The organism is Pseudomonas parasichuanensis (genome assembly GCF_021601385.1).
GTDB classification, from domain to species: Bacteria; Pseudomonadota; Gammaproteobacteria; order Pseudomonadales; family Pseudomonadaceae; genus Aquipseudomonas; species Aquipseudomonas parasichuanensis.
This window is the reverse complement of sequence record NZ_BQHO01000006.1, coordinates 141,791-158,715: the sequence shown is the minus strand read 5'-3', so window position 1 is coordinate 158,715 and position 16,925 is coordinate 141,791. Positions and strand designations below refer to the sequence as shown.

The 16,925-nt window shown below is 65.1% G+C and carries 16 protein-coding genes; 10 read left to right on the top strand and 6 right to left on the bottom strand.

All coding sequences use genetic code 11. The features are described 5' to 3' along the window. Positions 1–130 precede the first annotated feature (130 nt). Positions 131–1,282: a murein transglycosylase A gene (gene mltA, locus L6D77_RS07445; protein ID WP_232882582.1), complete on the bottom strand. Its 1,152-nt coding sequence runs from the start codon at positions 1,280–1,282 to the stop codon at positions 131–133. 119 nt (positions 1,283–1,401) lie between these two features. Between mltA and L6D77_RS07440 the strand changes: the two genes are divergently transcribed. Further along, on the top strand, positions 1,402–1,848 hold the full coding sequence (locus L6D77_RS07440; RefSeq protein ID WP_232882581.1) for a c-type cytochrome: 447 nt from the start codon (positions 1,402–1,404) through the stop codon (positions 1,846–1,848). Between the two features lie 104 nt (positions 1,849–1,952). Here L6D77_RS07440 and L6D77_RS07435 read toward each other — a convergent pair whose 3' ends face one another. The 4 genes from L6D77_RS07435 to L6D77_RS07420 form a co-directional block, all read right to left on the bottom strand. Then, a complete protein-coding gene (locus L6D77_RS07435; protein WP_232882580.1) occupies positions 1,953–2,348 on the bottom strand; it encodes a DUF1090 domain-containing protein in 396 nt (131 codons plus the stop codon). A gap of 59 nt (positions 2,349–2,407) precedes the next feature. Continuing rightward, complete coding sequence (ligB, locus tag L6D77_RS07430) at positions 2,408–4,078, bottom strand: NAD-dependent DNA ligase LigB (RefSeq protein ID WP_232882579.1); 1,671 nt, start codon at positions 4,076–4,078, stop codon at positions 2,408–2,410. 145 nt (positions 4,079–4,223) lie between these two features. Then, positions 4,224–5,414: a methionine adenosyltransferase gene (gene metK, locus L6D77_RS07425; protein WP_110994171.1), complete on the bottom strand. Its 1,191-nt coding sequence runs from the start codon at positions 5,412–5,414 to the stop codon at positions 4,224–4,226. 12 nt (positions 5,415–5,426) lie between these two features. Further along, a complete protein-coding gene (locus L6D77_RS07420; RefSeq protein ID WP_232882578.1) occupies positions 5,427–6,425 on the bottom strand; it encodes a metalloregulator ArsR/SmtB family transcription factor in 999 nt (332 codons plus the stop codon). 249 nt (positions 6,426–6,674) lie between these two features. On the opposite strand from L6D77_RS07420, the gene tkt reads away from it, so the two are divergent. The 9 genes from tkt to L6D77_RS07375 all read left to right on the top strand — a co-directional run bounded on the left by tkt (position 6,675) and on the right by L6D77_RS07375 (position 16,092). After that, a complete protein-coding gene (tkt, locus tag L6D77_RS07415) occupies positions 6,675–8,672 on the top strand; it encodes a transketolase (RefSeq protein WP_232882577.1) in 1,998 nt (665 codons plus the stop codon). A gap of 149 nt (positions 8,673–8,821) precedes the next feature. Further along, positions 8,822–9,883, top strand: a complete 1,062-nt coding sequence (gene epd, locus L6D77_RS07410) for an erythrose-4-phosphate dehydrogenase (protein WP_232882576.1) — start codon at positions 8,822–8,824, stop codon at positions 9,881–9,883. 12 nt (positions 9,884–9,895) lie between these two features. After that, a complete protein-coding gene (locus tag L6D77_RS07405; RefSeq protein ID WP_232882575.1) occupies positions 9,896–11,059 on the top strand; it encodes a phosphoglycerate kinase in 1,164 nt (387 codons plus the stop codon). A 32-nt stretch (positions 11,060–11,091) separates the two neighbouring features. Continuing rightward, entirely contained in the window at positions 11,092–11,310 is a 219-nt protein-coding gene (locus L6D77_RS07400; protein ID WP_232882574.1) for a hypothetical protein, read from the top strand. Between the two features lie 79 nt (positions 11,311–11,389). Beyond that, complete coding sequence (locus L6D77_RS07395) at positions 11,390–11,719, top strand: MliC family protein (protein ID WP_232882573.1); 330 nt, start codon at positions 11,390–11,392, stop codon at positions 11,717–11,719. Positions 11,720–11,819: 100 nt separating this feature from the next. Then, a complete protein-coding gene (fba, locus tag L6D77_RS07390) occupies positions 11,820–12,884 on the top strand; it encodes a class II fructose-bisphosphate aldolase (RefSeq protein ID WP_008093958.1) in 1,065 nt (354 codons plus the stop codon). A gap of 233 nt (positions 12,885–13,117) precedes the next feature. Beyond that, the gene (locus L6D77_RS07385; protein WP_232882572.1) at positions 13,118–15,235 is read left to right on the top strand and encodes a putative bifunctional diguanylate cyclase/phosphodiesterase; all 2,118 of its coding nucleotides are present in this window, start codon (positions 13,118–13,120) and stop codon (positions 15,233–15,235) included. A 39-nt stretch (positions 15,236–15,274) separates the two neighbouring features. Continuing rightward, the gene (locus L6D77_RS07380) at positions 15,275–15,775 is read left to right on the top strand and encodes a M48 metallopeptidase family protein (protein ID WP_232882571.1); all 501 of its coding nucleotides are present in this window, start codon (positions 15,275–15,277) and stop codon (positions 15,773–15,775) included. 14 nt (positions 15,776–15,789) lie between these two features. Next, on the top strand, positions 15,790–16,092 hold the full coding sequence (locus L6D77_RS07375) for a winged helix-turn-helix domain-containing protein (protein ID WP_110994181.1): 303 nt from the start codon (positions 15,790–15,792) through the stop codon (positions 16,090–16,092). Between the two features lie 265 nt (positions 16,093–16,357). On the opposite strand, the gene L6D77_RS07370 is transcribed toward L6D77_RS07375, so the two are convergent. Continuing rightward, the gene (locus L6D77_RS07370; RefSeq protein WP_232882570.1) at positions 16,358–16,810 is read right to left on the bottom strand and encodes a GNAT family N-acetyltransferase; all 453 of its coding nucleotides are present in this window, start codon (positions 16,808–16,810) and stop codon (positions 16,358–16,360) included. Between the last annotated feature and the right edge of the window lie 115 nt (positions 16,811–16,925).

The window sequence follows — 16,925 nt, the reverse complement described above, 5'->3', positions numbered from 1 at the left end:
ACACCGTCCCCTGTAGGAGCGGCCTTGTGCCGCGAAGCGGCCCCATGGATCCGTGTTGCGCCACAGATGGCCGGGGCTGCCATGCAGCTTTTTCGCGGCACAAGGCCGCTCCTACAGGGGGCGTGTGCCATCAGGGCACCTTCGGCACCTCAGGCAGCGCTACACCCTTGGGCCACAACATCCAGATTTGCCCCTGCTGCTTCATGTTGCCCGCCAACTCTCCGGCTTCAGGCCCGGTGCCCCAGAACAGGTCTGCACGCACCTCGCCGGTGATGGCGCCGCCGGTGTCCTGTGCGCCCACCGGGCGTACCACCGGGCTGCCGTCAGGGCGGGTGGTGGACAGCCACAAGAGGCTGCCCAGCGGGATCACCTTGCGGTCGATGGCCACGCTGTAGCCTGCGGTCAGTGGCACGTTGAGCGAGCCGCGCGGGCCTTCGTTGCTGTCCGGGCGGGTGCTGAAGAACACGTAGCTGGGGTTGCTCGCCAGCAGCTCGGGCACCCGCTGGGGGTTGGCCTGGGCCCAGCTGTGGATAGCGCCCATGGTCACCTCTTCTTTTTTCAGCTGGCCCTGCTCCACCAGCCAGCGGCCGATTGGCCGATAGGGGTGGCCGTTCTGGTCGGCATAGCCCAGGCGCAGCTGGCGCCCGTCACCCAGTTGCACCCGACCGGAGCCCTGGATCTGCAGGAACTGCAGGTCCATCGGGTCGGTCAGCCAGGCCAGTACCGGCGCCTTGGCGCCATCGCGGTTGATGGTCTCGGCGGTGTCGTAGGGCTTGAGCACACGGCCTTCCAGGCGCCCGCGCAGGCGCTTGCCCTTGAGCTCGGGGTACACGCTGGCCAGGTCCACCACGATCATGTCCTCCGGCACGCCATACACCGGCACCTGGGCCGCTTCGGTGCGTTTGAGGCTGCCCGGGTAGACCGGCTCGTAATAACCGGTGATCAGGCCGTTGGCGTTGTTTTCGGCCGAACGCAGGCCGTAGACCTGCAGGTTCTGTTCGAGGAAGGTGCGCACTTGGGCGGCGCTTGGTGTCGCCGTACCGGCTGCTTCACAGGTGGCGGCCCACACCGGGTCGCGCTTGAGTTTCTCGCAGCCGTTGCGCCAGGCGTTGAAACCGGCCAGCAGCTCGTCGTCGTTGACCGCGGGCAGATCCTGCCAGGTGGCGGGTGCGTAAGTGGCGATGGCGTGGGGTTCGGGCTTGGCGTTTTCGCCGCCGTTGCAGCCGGCCAGCAGGGCCAGGGCCGGAAGCGCCCAGGCAAGGTGGCGCAATGCAGATGTCATGAGCGTGATCCTGTGTTGGGCGAACATGAATATTCACCCTTGTTTTCTGTGTGGCTATTGGTCTTTGGCCGATGGGCGGCGATACTGGCGCCCCGTTGTTTCCGGCCGAAGAGACCATGATGTTCAAGCGATTGTCCGTAGTACTGCTGGCCGCCCTGGCCCTGACCGCCTGTAACCAGGTCGACCCCAACTCGCCGCTGGGCCAACGCAAGGCGATCTTCAAGGCGATGCTCAAGACCAGCGAGGACCTTGGCGGCATGCTGCGCGGCCGGCTGCCGTTCGACGGGGCGAAGTTCGCCGATGGCGCGGTCAAGCTCGATGGCCTTTCCCACCAGCCCTGGCAGCACTTCCCGCAGGTGCGCGACGAGGGCGACAGCAGTGCCCGGGCGGACGTCTGGGAGCGCCAGGCGCGGTTCCATGACCTGGCCCGGCAGTTGGAAGGGGTCACTGGCGAGCTGGTGGACGTGACGCGCAGCCAGCCGTTGGATGCCTCGCAGCTCAAGGGGCCGATGGACAAGGTCGAGGCGGCGTGCAAGGCCTGTCATACCGAGTTTCGTAATCACTGATCGACGCTCCGGCCCCATCGCCGGCAAGTCGCAGCGGCGGACCGCGGTTCCCACGGGGCATTTGTGGGAGCCGGCTTGCCGGCGATAGGGCCCGAACAGAGGAATCAGCGCTCCAGTTCGTCCACCGCTTCCTGCAGTTCCTTCTTCGCCTCGGCGAGCTTGTCCTTACGCTTGTTGATCTTCTCCGCGTCGCCTTTTTTCATGGCTTTGTCCAGGTCCTTGGTGCGCTGGTTCACTTCGTGGCGGGCGTCGAGCACCTTCTGCTCGCGCTCCTTGCGCAGGCCGGCATCGGTGCAGTGTTCGGTCACTTCACCCAAGGCTGTTTCCAGCCCGGCCAGCTGGTCGCCGTTGCCATGGGCGCGGGCTTGTTCGATCTGTTCGCTGATGGCCTGGCGCTTGGCCGCACATCCGGTCAGCGCCGGCTGTTCTTCGGCCGCCAGCAGTGGGCTGGCGACGAAACCAAGCAGGGTGGACAGGGCGAGGGACGAAAGCAGTTTCATCGAGGGCTCCATTCGGGGCAGGGCAGCAGAAAGCGGAATGCTGCCCTGATCCGCAAAATTTAGAAACCCTCGATTGCATGTTCTCGCAGTTGCCGGGCCAGGCCCTGCACCTGCTCATGCGTGAAAAAGCCGTGCAATTGCGCGGCCCGGCCAGGGCCGATGCCGGGCTCGGCAAGCCATTGCTCGATGTTTCTGGAGGCCAGGGTGGGCCAGTCGGGCCCAAGCTGCAGGGTGGCCGGGGCCGGTACGCCGAGGGCGCGCAGCCAGCGCTCGAACGGTTGCAGGCGGGCTTGGGCGAAGGCGTGCTGCAGGTGGTCGACACGGGCCTGGGCAATGCCGGGTATGGCTGCCAGGGTGTCGCGGTCGAGGGCCAGCCAGTCGCCCAGGGTGGTGAGCCGCCCACTGTCGACCAGCCGCTGCCAGGTGCCGGGCCCCGTGCCTGGCATGTTCAGCCCCTGCTTGCCGCTGAGCCAGGCCAGCCGGGCCAGAAACTGTTGCTGGCAACGCTCGCTGGCCTGCCAGCAGCTCAGTGCGTGGTGATCGGCCGGGTCTGGCGCTATGACCGGCGTGCGCTGCGGGCTGCGGTGCACCACGCGCTCCAGGCGTGGAATGGTCAGGCCCGCCAGGCTCACCGCTACCTGGTCGCCTGGGCGGATGTCCAGTTGCTGCCAGCGGGCCAGCGAGCCCAGGCTGAGCTGGTTGATATTGCGGTCATCCAGGCGCAGCGATTCGAGCTGCAGCAGCGGGGTGATGCGCCCGGTGCGGCCGATGCGAAACTGCACGTCGCGTACCTGCGCCAGTGCCTGCCTGAAGGGGTACTTCCAGGCGGCGATCCAGTAGGGCGTGCGGGCGCGCCAGCGCTCGGCGGGTGGCCGGCTGTCCTGGCGCAGGATCACGCCATCGGTGGCAAAGGGCAGGGCCGCGCGATACCAGTGCTGGCGCCAGTGTGCGGCCTCATCAAAGGTGCTGATCGCCACGCTGTGGCGCAGGCTGTCGGCAAAGCCCAACGCTTCGAGTTGCGCCAGGCGTTCGGCCTGTGTGTCCGGGCCTGTCGGCCAGTCCCAGACGAACAGGCCGATGCCGGCGCCCTGTGCGTCGCTCAGTTGCTTGCGTGCCAGCAGCCCGGCAACGATGCCGCGTGCGTTGGCGCTGCCGGCCTCTGCCTGCACATGGCCTTCGAGGCGCCAGTACAGCTCGCCCTGAAACACCGTGTCCAGTGGCTGGGGCAGCTCACGCAGAATGCCGCCCAGATGGGGGATGTGCCGGCTCCAGTCGTGCCCGTGGGTGCCATCGCCACGGCTGAGCAGCTGGCTCAAGCGGCCCTGACGAAAGATCAGCGACACGGCCACGCCATCGACCTTGGGCTGTATCCACACAGCCTTTTTGCCCTGTAGCCAGCTGCGCACCGCCTGCTCGTCGGCCAGTTTGTCGACGCCGGTGTGGGGGATGGGGTGGGGTATGGGGCCGCGTGCGCCGGCCAGCGGTTTGTCGCGGCCGGGGAGGTTGAAACAGGCTTGCAGGCGCTGCAACTGCTGGCGGCTCTGGTCATAGAGCTCGTCCGCTACCAGGGCAACGCCCTGGCGGTGATAGTGGTCGTCCCAGTGGGCCAGGGCCTGGCGCAGGTGGGTGACTTCATCACGGGCGCGCTGTGTGCTCCAGTCGGGGCAGGGCTCGGCATTGGCCGGGGCGAGGTAGGCGCACAGCAGAACAAACAACAACCTGAACGACATGGCCGGCATCCTTGCGTGGCGAAAGGGAATGCTCAGCCTAGGCATGGCTGGGCACCCGTGGCGCGCCGGGTTGTCAGCCGATATTTCATGAAAAAGGCCCCTGCCGATCACTCGGCAGGGGCCTTCCTGTACCGCCGTAGGAGGTTTACAGGCCGGCAGCGGCGCGCAGGGCGTCGGCGCGGTCGGTACGCTCCCAGGTGAAGGTGGTGAAGGTGTCGTCGCCGACCGTCTTCTGCTGCGGGGTACGGCCGAAGTGACCGTAGGCAGCGGTTTCCTGGTACATCGGGTGCAGCAGGTCGAGCATGGTGGTGATGGCGTACGGGCGCAGGTCGAAGCACTCGCGCACCAGCTGGACGATCTTGTCGTCGGAGATCTTGCCAGTACCGAAGGTGTTCAGCGAGATCGAGGTCGGCTGGGCCACGCCGATGGCGTAGGACACCTGGATCTCGCAACGCTCGGCCAGGCCGGCGGCGACGATGTTCTTGGCCACGTAGCGGCCGGCGTAGGCAGCCGAGCGGTCGACCTTGGACGGGTCCTTGCCGGAGAACGCGCCACCACCGTGGCGGGCCATGCCGCCGTAGGAGTCGACGATGATCTTGCGGCCGGTCAGGCCGCAATCGCCCACCGGGCCACCGATGATGAACTGGCCGGTCGGGTTGATGTGGAACTGGGTACCCTTGTGCAGCAGCTCGGCCGGCAGGGTGTGCTTGACGATCAGCTCCATCACCGCTTCCTGCAGGTCTTTTTGCGACACTTCAGGGTTGTGCTGGGTGGACAGGACCACGGCGTCGATGCCGACCACCTTGCCGTCTTCATAGCGGCAGGTGACCTGCGACTTGGCATCCGGGCGCAGCCACGGCAGCAGGCCGGACTTGCGCGCTTCGGCCTGGCGCTCGACCAGGCGGTGCGAGAAGCAGATCGGTGCCGGCATCAGCACGTCGGTTTCGTTGCTGGCATAGCCGAACATCAGGCCCTGGTCGCCGGCGCCCTGGTCTTCCGGCTTGCTGCGGTCGACGCCCTGGGCGATGTCCACCGACTGCTTGCCGATGATGTTCATCACGGCGCAGGTGGCGCCATCGAAGCCGACGTCGGAGCTGTTGTAGCCGATGTCGACGATGACCTTGCGCACGATGTCTTCCAGGTCGACCCAGGCCGAGGTGGTGACTTCGCCGGCGATGATGGCGACACCGGTCTTGACCAGGGTTTCACACGCGACGCGGGCGAACTTGTCCTGGGTGATGATGGCGTCCAGCACTGCGTCGGAGATCTGGTCGGCGATCTTGTCCGGATGCCCTTCGGACACGGACTCGGAAGTGAAAAGGGAGTATTCGCTCATCTCGAGGGGTTCCTAAAATTTACCGATGTGTGTGTCGCCAGCGGCCCGCTGAAAATGCCGGACCTGGATCTGGAAACCGTTACGCAAGCCAACGTAGAGGCTGTCCCCGTGGGCCAGCCCCGCCGCATTGGCCCAACGGGCCAGGTCGTCCTGCTCGAAACCAAGCCAGAGGTCGCCGCAGGCATCGCGCGCCCACCCCTGGTCATGGCTGCACAGCTCGGTGACCAGCAGGCTGCCGCCCGCCTTCACCCGTTTGGCCAGCAGGCGCAAGGCCAGGGCCGGGTCGCTGAAATGGTGCAGGACCATATTCAGCACCACGCAGTCGGCTTGCACCTCCGTTGCACCCAGTGCATCGGCCAACTGCAGGTTTACGTTATCCAGCTTGTCGCGCTCGCAGACCTGGCGGGCCAGGTCGAGCATGGTCGGGCTGTTGTCCATGGCCGTGACCTGGGCGAAGCGGCGGGCCAGGTCGGGCAAAAAGCCGCCATCGCCCGGGCCGACCTCCAGGGCGCTGGCATCGCTGGCGAAGCTCAGCTTGTCGAGCAGCGCCAGCAGGCTTTCGCGGTACTGCGGCAAGCCGGCGATCAGGTCCTGCTGGGCGCGGAATTTTTCTTCCACACGCTGGAAAAAGTCCTGGCTGGTGGCGGCCCGGCGCTGTTGCACCTGGGCAATGCGCGCCTGCACGTCTTGCGCCAGCGTCAGGCCGTCGACCTCTTCGAGCAGCGCCATGTGCAGGCGCCCGCCCGGTTGCTGGCTGTCCGGCAGGGCGCGGCGATAGAAGATCGCGTTGCCTTCACGGCGGGTCGCCACCAGGTCGGCCTGGGCCAGCACCTTGAGGTGGTGGCTCATGCCCGACTGGCCGATGTCGAAGATCTGTGCCAGTTCCAGCACGCCGAACGAGTCGCTGGCCAGTGCGCGCAACACGTTCAGGCGCAACGGGTCACCGCTGGCCTTGCACAGGGCGGCCAGGGTATCGCTGCGTTGAACGGGAAGGGGCGCATGGAGATTCATGGGGCGGGAGTCTAGACACGCGCTGCTGTCGTCGCAATAGCAATATCAAAAAGTTTTGATATTGCTGATGAGCTGCAAGTCATGAGCTTCAAGCCCCAAGATTAGAGCAGAACGCGTATCGATCCAGGTCCTCTTGCCGCTTGAAGCTTGCCACTTGGCGCTTAAATGATTGCCCCCGGCCCCCGCAGTGGGCGAAAATGGCCGCCTTTTTTCGTTTCACTATCTATTCAAGCCCCAGGAGACTCAGCGATGCCCAGCCGTCGTGAACGTGCCAACGCCATTCGTGCCCTCAGCATGGATGCCGTGCAAAAGGCCAACAGCGGCCACCCAGGTGCCCCCATGGGCATGGCGGATATCGCCGAAGTGCTTTGGCGCGACTACCTGAAGCACAACCCGAGCAACCCGAACTTCGCCGACCGTGACCGCTTCGTGCTGTCCAACGGCCATGGCTCGATGCTCATTTATTCGCTGCTGCACCTGACCGGCTACGACGTCACCATTGACGACCTCAAGGCCTTCCGCCAGCTGCACAGCCGCACCCCGGGCCACCCGGAGTTCGGTTACACCCCAGGCGTCGAAACCACCACCGGCCCGTTGGGCCAGGGCCTGGCCAACGCTGTGGGCTTCGCCCTGGCGGAAAAAGTGCTGGGCGCCCAGTTCAACCGTGAAGGCCACAACATCGTCGACCACAACACCTACGTGTTCCTCGGCGACGGCTGCATGATGGAAGGCATCTCCCACGAAGTCGCCTCGCTGGCCGGCACCTTGGGCCTGGGCAAGCTGATTGCGTTCTATGACGACAACGGCATCTCCATCGACGGCGAAGTTGAAGGCTGGTTCACCGACAACACCCCGGCACGCTTCGAGGCGTACAACTGGCAGGTGATCCGCAACGTCAACGGTCACGATGCCGACGAAATCAAGATGGCCATCGACACTGCCCGCAAGAGCGAGCAGCCGACCCTGATCTGCTGCAAGACCATCATCGGCTTTGGCTCGCCGAACAAGCAGGGCAAGGAAGACTGCCACGGCGCACCGCTGGGTAACGACGAAATCGCCCTGGCCCGCAAAGAGCTGAACTGGAACCACGGCCCGTTCGAGATCCCGGCCGACATCAAGGCCGAGTGGGATGCCAAGGACAAGGGCGCCAAGGTCGAAGCCGAGTGGGACCAGCGCTTCGCTGCCTACGCCGGCGCCTTCCCTGAGCTGGCCAGCGAGCTCAAGCGTCGCCTGAGCGGTGAGCTGCCGGCGGACTTCGCCGAGAAAGCCGCTGCCTACATCGCCGAAGTCGCCGCCAAAGGCGAAACCATCGCCAGCCGTAAAGCCAGCCAGAACACCCTGAATGCGTTCGGCCCGCTGCTGCCCGAGTTCCTCGGTGGTTCGGCCGACCTGGCCGGCTCCAACCTGACCCTGTGGAAGGGTTGCAAGGGTGTCAGCGCTGAAGATGCCAGCGGCAACTACATGTACTACGGCGTGCGCGAATTCGGCATGACCGCGATCATGAACGGTGTTGCCCTGCACGGCGGCCTGGTGCCGTACGGCGCCACCTTCCTGATGTTCATGGAGTACGCCCGCAACGCCGTGCGCATGTCGGCACTGATGAAGCAGCGTGTGATCCACGTCTACACCCACGACTCCATCGGCTTGGGCGAAGATGGCCCGACCCACCAGCCGATCGAGCAACTGACCAGCCTGCGCAGCACGCCGAACCTGGACACCTGGCGCCCGGCCGACGCGGTTGAATCCGCGGTGTCCTGGAAGTGCGCCCTGGAGCGCAAGGACGGCCCGTCGGCGCTGATCTTCTCGCGTCAGAACCTGCAGCACCAGGACCGCGACGCCCAGCAGATCGCCGATATCGCCCGTGGCGGTTACGTGCTCAAGGACTGCGCCGGCGAGCCTGAGCTGATCCTGATCGCCACCGGTTCCGAAGTGGGCCTGGCTGTTCAGGCGTTCGACAAGCTGAGCGAGCAGGGCCGCAAGGTGCGAGTGGTGTCGATGCCGAGCACCAGCGTGTTCGACGCCCAGGACGCAGCCTACAAACAGTCGGTACTGCCGCTGCAAGTGGGCGCGCGTATCGCCATCGAAGCCGCCCACGCGGACTTCTGGTACAAGTACGTCGGCCTCGAAGGCCGCGTCATCGGCATGACCACCTACGGTGAGTCGGCGCCGGCTGCCGCGCTGTTCGAAGAATTCGGCTTCACCCTGGACAACATCCTGGGTACCGCTGAAGAGCTGCTGGAAGACTGATACAGGCAAGGCGAGGGCCTTTGGCCCTCGTTCGCGGCACAAGGCCGCTCCTACAGGGTATTGTGCACGCAGTCCCTTGTAGGAGCGGCCTTGTGCCGCGAAAGGGCCGCGCAGCGGCCCCGTTCAACCGCCGGAGTTCAAGAGCCCCTATGTCCCACCCGCGTCCCTACAAAGTTGCACTCAACGGTTACGGCCGCATCGGCCGCTGTGTCCTGCGCGCACTGTTCGAGCGTGGGGCGAAGGCCGGTTTCGAGATCGTCGCGCTGAACGACCTGGCCGACCAGGCCAGCCTGGAATACCTGACCCGCTTCGACTCCACCCACGGGCGTTTCCCCGGTGAGGTGAAGGTCGATGGCGACTGTCTGCATATCAATGGCGACTGCGTGAAAGTGCTGCGCAGTGCCACCCCCGAAGGCATCGACTGGGGCGCCCTGGGCATCGACCTGGTGCTCGAGTGCACCGGCGCCTACAACACCCGCGCCGACGGCCAGCGCTTCCTCGATGCCGGCGCGCCGCGCGTGCTGTTCTCGCAGCCAATGGCCAGCGAGGCCGACGTCGACGCCACTGTGGTTTACGGCGTGAACCAGGATTGCCTGACCGGCAGCGAACTGCTGGTGTCGAACGCCTCCTGCACCACCAACTGCGGCGTGCCGCTGTTGCGGGTGCTGGACCAGGCATTTGGCATCGAGTACGTCCAGATCACCACGATTCACTCGGCGATGAACGACCAGCCGGTGATCGACGCCTATCACCACGAAGACCTGCGCCGCACCCGTTCGGCGTTCCAGTCGGTGATCCCGGTGTCCACCGGGCTTGCGCGCGGCATCGAACGCCTGCTGCCGGAACTTGCCGGGCGAATCCAGGCCAAAGCGGTACGCGTGCCGACCGTCAACGTGTCGTGCCTGGACATCACCCTGCAGACCGCCCGCGATACCAGCGCGGCCGAGGTCAACCGGGTGCTGCGCGAGGCCGCCCTGGATGGCCCGCTCAAAGGCTTGCTGGCCTACACCGAGCTGCCCCACGCCAGCTGTGATTTCAACCATGACCCGCATTCGGCCATCGTCGATGCCAGCCAGACCCGCGTTTCCGGCCCCCGCCTGGTGAACCTGCTGGCCTGGTTCGACAACGAATGGGGGTTCGCCAACCGTATGCTCGACGTTGCCGAACATTATCTGCACGTCGTCCACCCCACCCGCAGCAAACAGCCCTGAAGGACTGCATTCATGACCGTGTTGAAGATGACCGACCTCGACCTGCAAGGTAAGCGCGTACTGATCCGCGAAGACCTCAACGTGCCTGTGAAGGACGGTGTGGTTGCCAGCGATGCGCGTATCCTGGCCGCGCTGCCGACCATCAAGCTGGCCCTGGAGAAGGGCGCGGCGGTAATGGTCTGCTCGCACCTGGGCCGCCCGACCGAAGGCGAGTTCTCGGCCGAGAACAGCCTCAAGCCGGTCGCCGACTACCTGAGCAAGGCCCTGGGCCGCGAGGTACCGCTGGTTGCCGACTACCTCGGCGGTGTCGAGGTGAAGGCCGGTGACCTGGTGCTGTTCGAAAACGTGCGCTTCAACAAGGGCGAGAAGAAGAACGCCGACGAGCTGGCCCAGCAATACGCCGCCCTGTGCGACGTGTTCGTGATGGACGCCTTCGGCACCGCTCACCGCGCCGAAGGTTCCACCCACGGTGTGGCCAAGTTCGCCAAGGTCGCCGCTGCCGGCCCGCTGCTGGCCGCCGAGCTGGACGCCCTGGGCAAGGCCCTGAAGGCCCCGGCCAAGCCGATGGCCGCCATCGTCGCCGGCTCCAAGGTATCGACCAAGCTGGACGTGCTGAACAGCCTGAGCACCGTGTGCGACCTGCTGATCGTCGGCGGTGGCATCGCCAACACCTTCCTCGCCGCTGCCGGTCACCCGGTGGGCAAGTCGCTGTACGAGGCCGACCTGGTCGACACCGCCAAGGCCATCGCCGCCAAGGTCAATGTGCCGCTGCCGGTCGACGTTGTGGTTGCCAAGGAATTCGCCGAAAGCGCCGAAGCGACCGTCAAGGCGATCGCCGACGTGGCCGCTGACGACATGATCCTCGACATCGGCCCACAGACCGCCGCCAACTTCGCCGAGCTGCTGAAGTCGTCGCAGACCATCCTGTGGAACGGCCCGGTCGGCGTGTTCGAATTCGACCAGTTCGGCAACGGCACCAAGGTGCTGGCCAAGGCCATCGCCGACAGCGCCGCGTTCTCCATCGCCGGTGGTGGCGACACCCTGGCCGCCATCGACAAATATGGTGTTGGCGCGGATATCTCCTACATTTCTACCGGTGGCGGCGCGTTCCTCGAGTTCGTCGAGGGCAAAGTCCTGCCAGCCGTGGCGATTCTCGAAGAGCGGGCCAAGGCCTGAGCACGAAGGCGCCTGGCAAAGGGAGCGACCTGATGGTCAAGCAATTGCCTGTGATGATCGTGGCCTTGTTGCTGGGCGCCTGCGCCAGCGACAAGGGCGCGGACGGCGAGCCGTCGCAGACCCACAAGGGCGGCTGCTATCAGTCCCAGTGGCAGGCCGAGACGGTGCCGGTGATCAACAAGCGCCTGGGCCCGGACGGCCTGGAAAAGTACGACGACGAGCACCAGCGCAAGGCGCCAGGCTGCCCTTGATCGGGCGCCTGGCAACCAAGCCTGGGTTTTGTGGTCTTGGAAGAGGGGCTGCACAGCGGACCCATGACGAGGTTTTAGGATGAAAGCGCTTCTGGCCGCACTGGCCCTGGCGACCCTGGCAGGCTGCTCGCTGCTGCAGCCCGCCCCCGCCCCGGTGGCGGACAACTGGACCCGCTGGGTCTGCGACAGCCAGACCGAAGTGCTGTGGCGCTTCACTGATGCGAAACAGGATGCGGTCGACGTGCGCCTTGGCGGCGGCGACCAGGTCTACCGGCTCAAGTCCGAGCCGGGCGCCTCGGGCGCGCTGTACAGCGATGGCGTGCTGGCCTTCCACACCAAGGGCCAGGAAGGCCTGGTGTACTGGGTGGCGACCAACGATCTGATTGGGCGGGGCTGCAAGGCACCGTGACTGGCCGGGCCGCCACGGTGGCCCACACTACTTGAACAGCAACCGCCCCTGCGGCAGGCTTGCACGAAACAAACGACGCTTGTCGGGAGAGAGATACACCATGGCACTCATTAGCATGCGCCAGATGCTGGACCACGCCGCCGAGTTCGGTTACGGCGTCCCAGCTTTCAACGTCAACAACCTCGAGCAGATGCGCGCCATCATGGAAGCCGCCGACAAGACCGACTCTCCGGTCATCGTCCAGGCCTCCGCCGGTGCCCGCAAATACGCCGGTGCTCCTTTCCTGCGCCACCTGATCCTGGCGGCCATCGAAGAGTTCCCGCACATCCCGGTGTGCATGCACCAGGACCACGGCACCAGCCCTGACGTGTGCCAGCGCTCCATCCAGCTGGGCTTCAGCTCGGTGATGATGGACGGCTCGCTCGGTGAAGACGGCAAGACCCCGACCGATTACGAGTACAACGTCCGTGTGACCCAGCAGACCGTGGCCATGGCCCACGCCTGCGGTGTTTCGGTAGAAGGCGAGCTGGGCTGCCTGGGTTCGCTGGAAACCGGCATGGCCGGTGAAGAAGACGGCATCGGCGCCGAAGGCGTGCTCGACCACAGCCAGATGCTGACCGACCCGGAAGAAGCGGCCGACTTCGTCAAGAAGACCCAGGTCGATGCCCTGGCCATCGCCATCGGCACCAGCCACGGCGCCTACAAGTTCACCAAGCCGCCTACCGGCGACGTGCTGGCGATCGACCGCATCAAGGAAATCCACAAGCGCATCCCCAACACCCACCTGGTGATGCACGGTTCTTCCTCGGTACCGCAAGAGTGGCTGGCGATCATCAACCAGTACGGCGGCGACATCAAAGAGACCTACGGCGTACCGGTCGAAGAAATCGTTGAAGGCATCAAGCACGGCGTGCGCAAGGTCAACATCGACACCGACCTGCGCCTGGCCTCCACCGGTGCCATGCGTCGCCTGATGGCACAGAACCCGAGCGAGTTCGACCCACGCAAGTTCTTCGGTGAAACCGTCAAGGCCATGCGTGACGTGTGCATCGCCCGCTACGAAGCCTTCGGCACCGCCGGCAATGCCTCGAAGATCAAGCCGATCTCCCTGGAAGGCATGTTCCAGCGTTACCTGAAGGGCGAGCTGGCGGCCAAGGTCAACTGATCCGTTGGTGCTTGCTTGAAGAAACCCGCAGAGATGCGGGTTTTTTTATGCCTGCAACAATCGCGCTACAGTTAAGGATTATTCCCACACAACCTACCGCCATACCGTTAGTCGGCTAACATGAATTTCGATGGCGCTTAGCCATCTACCCGCGTTGCGTCTTCGGTCGCCCTGACTAGAGTAAAGATCGGATCCAATAGCGGGCCAGGGTCGGTCTAAAAATGGGAAGCAGCATGGATGTCGCTCACACACAACCTCCGGACAGTCGGTCGGTGCTACTGGTCGTAGACGACTACCCGGAGAACCTCATCAGCATGCGGGCGTTGCTGGCCCGCCAGGATTGGCAGGTGTTGACCGCAAGTTCCGGGATGGAAGCCCTGAGCGCGCTGCTCGAACACGAAGTCGACCTGGTCCTGCTCGACGTGCAGATGCCCGAGATGGACGGTTTCGAGGTCGCCCGGCTGATGCGCGGCAGCCAGCGCACGCGGCTGACCCCGATCATCTTCCTCACCGCCAACGAGCAGTCCGAAGCGGCCGTGCTCAAAGGCTATGCCAGTGGTGCGGTGGACTACCTGTTCAAACCGTTCGACCCCCAAATCCTCAAGCCCAAGGTGCAGGCCCAGCTGGAGCAGCAGCGCAACCGGCGCATGCTGCAGCGCCTGACCCGCGAACTGGAAGCGGCGCGGGCTTTCAACGCCTCGATCCTGGAAAACGCCGCCGAGGGCATCCTGGTGGTCGACGAGGCGGGCACCATCGGGTTTGCCAACCCCGCCATTTCGCGGCTGCTCGATGCACCGGTGGACACCTTGCAGGGCGCCCACGTGCTGGACTTGATCCAGCTGCCATGCGCCAGCCTGTGGCGTGAGTCAGACTTCTACCAGGCCTACCTTGGCCGGCAGATCTTCCGCGTGCATGACGCCCAACTGCGCACCGTCTCCGGCCAGCTGGTGCCGGTGGCGCTGTCCTGTGCGCCGTTGCCCGTCGAACAGCGGGCCATGGTGGTGACGGTGCTGGACATGTCGGTGGTGCGCAGCCTGCATCAACAACTGGAATACCAGGCGGTGACCGACCCGTTGACCGGGCTGCTCAACCGCCGTGGCTTCTACCAGGCCGCCGAAGCTGCGTTGCTGCGCAACGAACGCGCGGACAAGGCTCGGGCCCTGATGTACATGGACCTGGACGGCTTCAAGCGGATCAACGACCTGCTTGGCCACGAGGTCGGCGACAAGGTGCTGCGCTGGGTGGGCGAGCAACTCAAGGACTGCCTGGGTGACGAAGCGCTGCTGGCGCGCATGGGTGGCGATGAGTTCACCGCGCTGTTCGACGGGCTGCCGTACCCGGAGCAGGCCGGGCGCTTTGCCGAGAAACTGCTCGAACGCCTGTCGGGCCTGCAGGAAGTGGATGGGCTGGAAGTCAGCCTGGGGGTGAGCATCGGCATTGCCACCTACCCCGATTGCGGCTCCAGCGTCGAGGGCTTGCTGCGCGCGGCGGATGCCGCGATGTACGCCGCCAAGCAGGCCGGGCGCCAGCAGTACCGCTTCTATGACCAGGAGCTCAATGGCCGGGCGCGCTCGCGGCTGATGCTCGAAGATGGCGTGCGCGCGGCCATCGAGCAAAACGACTTCAACCTGGTCTATCAACCGCAGGTGGCGTTCGGCGATGGCCATTTGCGCGGCTTCGAAGCCTTGCTGCGCTGGAAACACCCGAGTGTCGGCGATGTGCCGCCGGGGTTGTTCATCCCGTTGCTGGAAGAAGCACGCCTGATCAACCGCCTGGCCAGCTGGATCTACCGCAAGGGCGCTGCCCAGCGCAAGGAATGGGGTGCGCGCTTCGGGCCCCGGCTGGTGCTGGGCATCAGCCTGAGCCGTGCCCAGTTCGCCATGCCGGCCCTTGCCGACGAGCTGGCGCGGGTGATCGACGAATATGCCCTGTTGCCTGCCCAGTTGGAGGTCGAGGTGGCCGAGACCTCGCTGAGGTACAACATCGACGAGGCGGTGAAGCAAGTGAATCGACTGCGCGAGATGGGCATCCGCGTGGCGCTGGACGACTTCGGTGCTGGCGACTGTTCGCTGCGCATGCTGCGCGACCTGCCCATCGACACCCTCAAACTCGACCGCCACCTGGTGGCGCGGTTGCCGGACTCGGCGGGCGACATTGCATTGGTGCGCAGTGTCATCGAATTGTGCGCGGCCTATGGCATTACCGTGATTGCCGAGGGCGTGGAAACCCAGGCGCAGGCGCAATGGCTCAAGGGCGCGGGTTGTGCCTACGTGCAGGGCTTTTTGGTGGCATGGCCGATGACCGCCGCCGATGCTGGCGACTTCCCGGCGGTATTCCCTTGGGGCGAGTGATTGGTAAACTCGGCGCTCCTTACCCCGACCTGCACCCTGATGACCGCCTTACGCTACCTGCAAGCCTACCCGCCGCATCTACAGGATCAGGTGCGTCAGCTGATCGCCAGCGGCCGCCTGGGCGCCTACCTGGACCAACGCTATGCCGAGCGGCATACGGTACAGAATGACAAGGCGTTGTACGGCTACGCACAAGATCTCAAGCAAGCGTTCCTGCGCAGCGCACCGCCGCTGGACAAGGTGCTGTTCGACAATCGCCTGGACCTGACCCATCGTGCCCTCGGCCTGAACACCGCGGTGTCACGGGTACAGGGCGGCAAGCTCAAGGCCAAGAAAGAGATCCGCATCGCCTCGCTGTTCAAGGAGGCCGCGCCGCAGTTTCTGCGCATGATCGTGGTGCACGAACTGGCGCACCTGAAGGAGCGCGACCACAGCAAGGCCTTCTACCAGCTCTGTCAGCACATGGAGCCGGACTACCACCAACTGGAATTCGACCTGCGCGTCTACCTGACCTATCGGGAGCTGCCGGGCAACACCTGAGGGACAAGCAACAGATGACCACGGAAGTGAGCAAGACCCGCAGCAGTTTCTACCGTCGGCTGTACGTGGCCTGGCTGATCGACAGCCAGACCGCCACCAGCGTGCCGGCGCTGATGGAGGCCACCGGCATGCCCCGGCGCACCGCCCAGGACACCATCGCTGCGCTGGCCGACCTGGACATCGTCTGTGAGTTCGAGCAGCAGAGCGGCGCCCGCAACCATGCCGGGCATTACCGCATCCGTGACTGGGGGGCGATCGACAAGCAGTGGATCATCCAGCATCTGCGCCAGATCAGGGATGTGCTGGGTTATCCGTGATCAGGGGTGCCAGGGTAGGGTGCTGTGTTGCCTGCGCTGGCCTCATCGCCGGCAAACTCCACTTAACGGTCTTGCACGCCCGTTGTAGGAGCGGCCTCGTGCCGCGAAAGGACTGCACAGCAGCCCCAGCGATTTTTGCGTTCACGCTGAGGTACTGGGGCCGCGCTGCGGCCCTTTCGCGGCACAAGGCCGCTCCTACAGTGGAGGTGCAAGCCTGTCAGGCGGGGCTTGCCGGCGAAAGGGGCGCGCAGCGCCCCCGGCCATCTCAACCCTTACGCATGCCGATATGGGGAATGTCGTCCTCGAGGTATTGCTCGCCCACCACCACGAAACCATGCCGGGCGTAATACCCCTGCAAATGCGCCTGCGCCGACAGGTACACCGGCGTCCCCGGCCAGCAATGCTCGGCACATTCCAGCCCCTTGAGCAGCAACTGGTGCCCAAGTCCGCCGCCCCGGGCGTCGGCGGCCGTTACCACTCTGCCGATGACCACGTCGCCCCCCTGTGATTGCGGGTCGAGCAGGCGCAGGTAGGCCACCAGCTTGTCGTCTTGCCAACCCATCAGGTGCAGGGTGTCGCCGCTCAGGTCCTGCCCGTCGACTTCCTGGTAGGCACAGCGCTGCTCGACCACGAACACTGCGCTGCGCAGTTGCAGGACGGCATACAGCTGTTCCTTGCCGAGGTCGCTGTGGTGCTTGCAAATCCACTCGATGGACATGGGGTATGAGTTCCTTGTATTGGCGCTCGATCATCGCAAATCCAGCCGCTGCGCACGAGCCTGGCCTTGCTGCAAATCACCTCCGATGGGGTTCGGCCAAAATAGAGGCTAAATG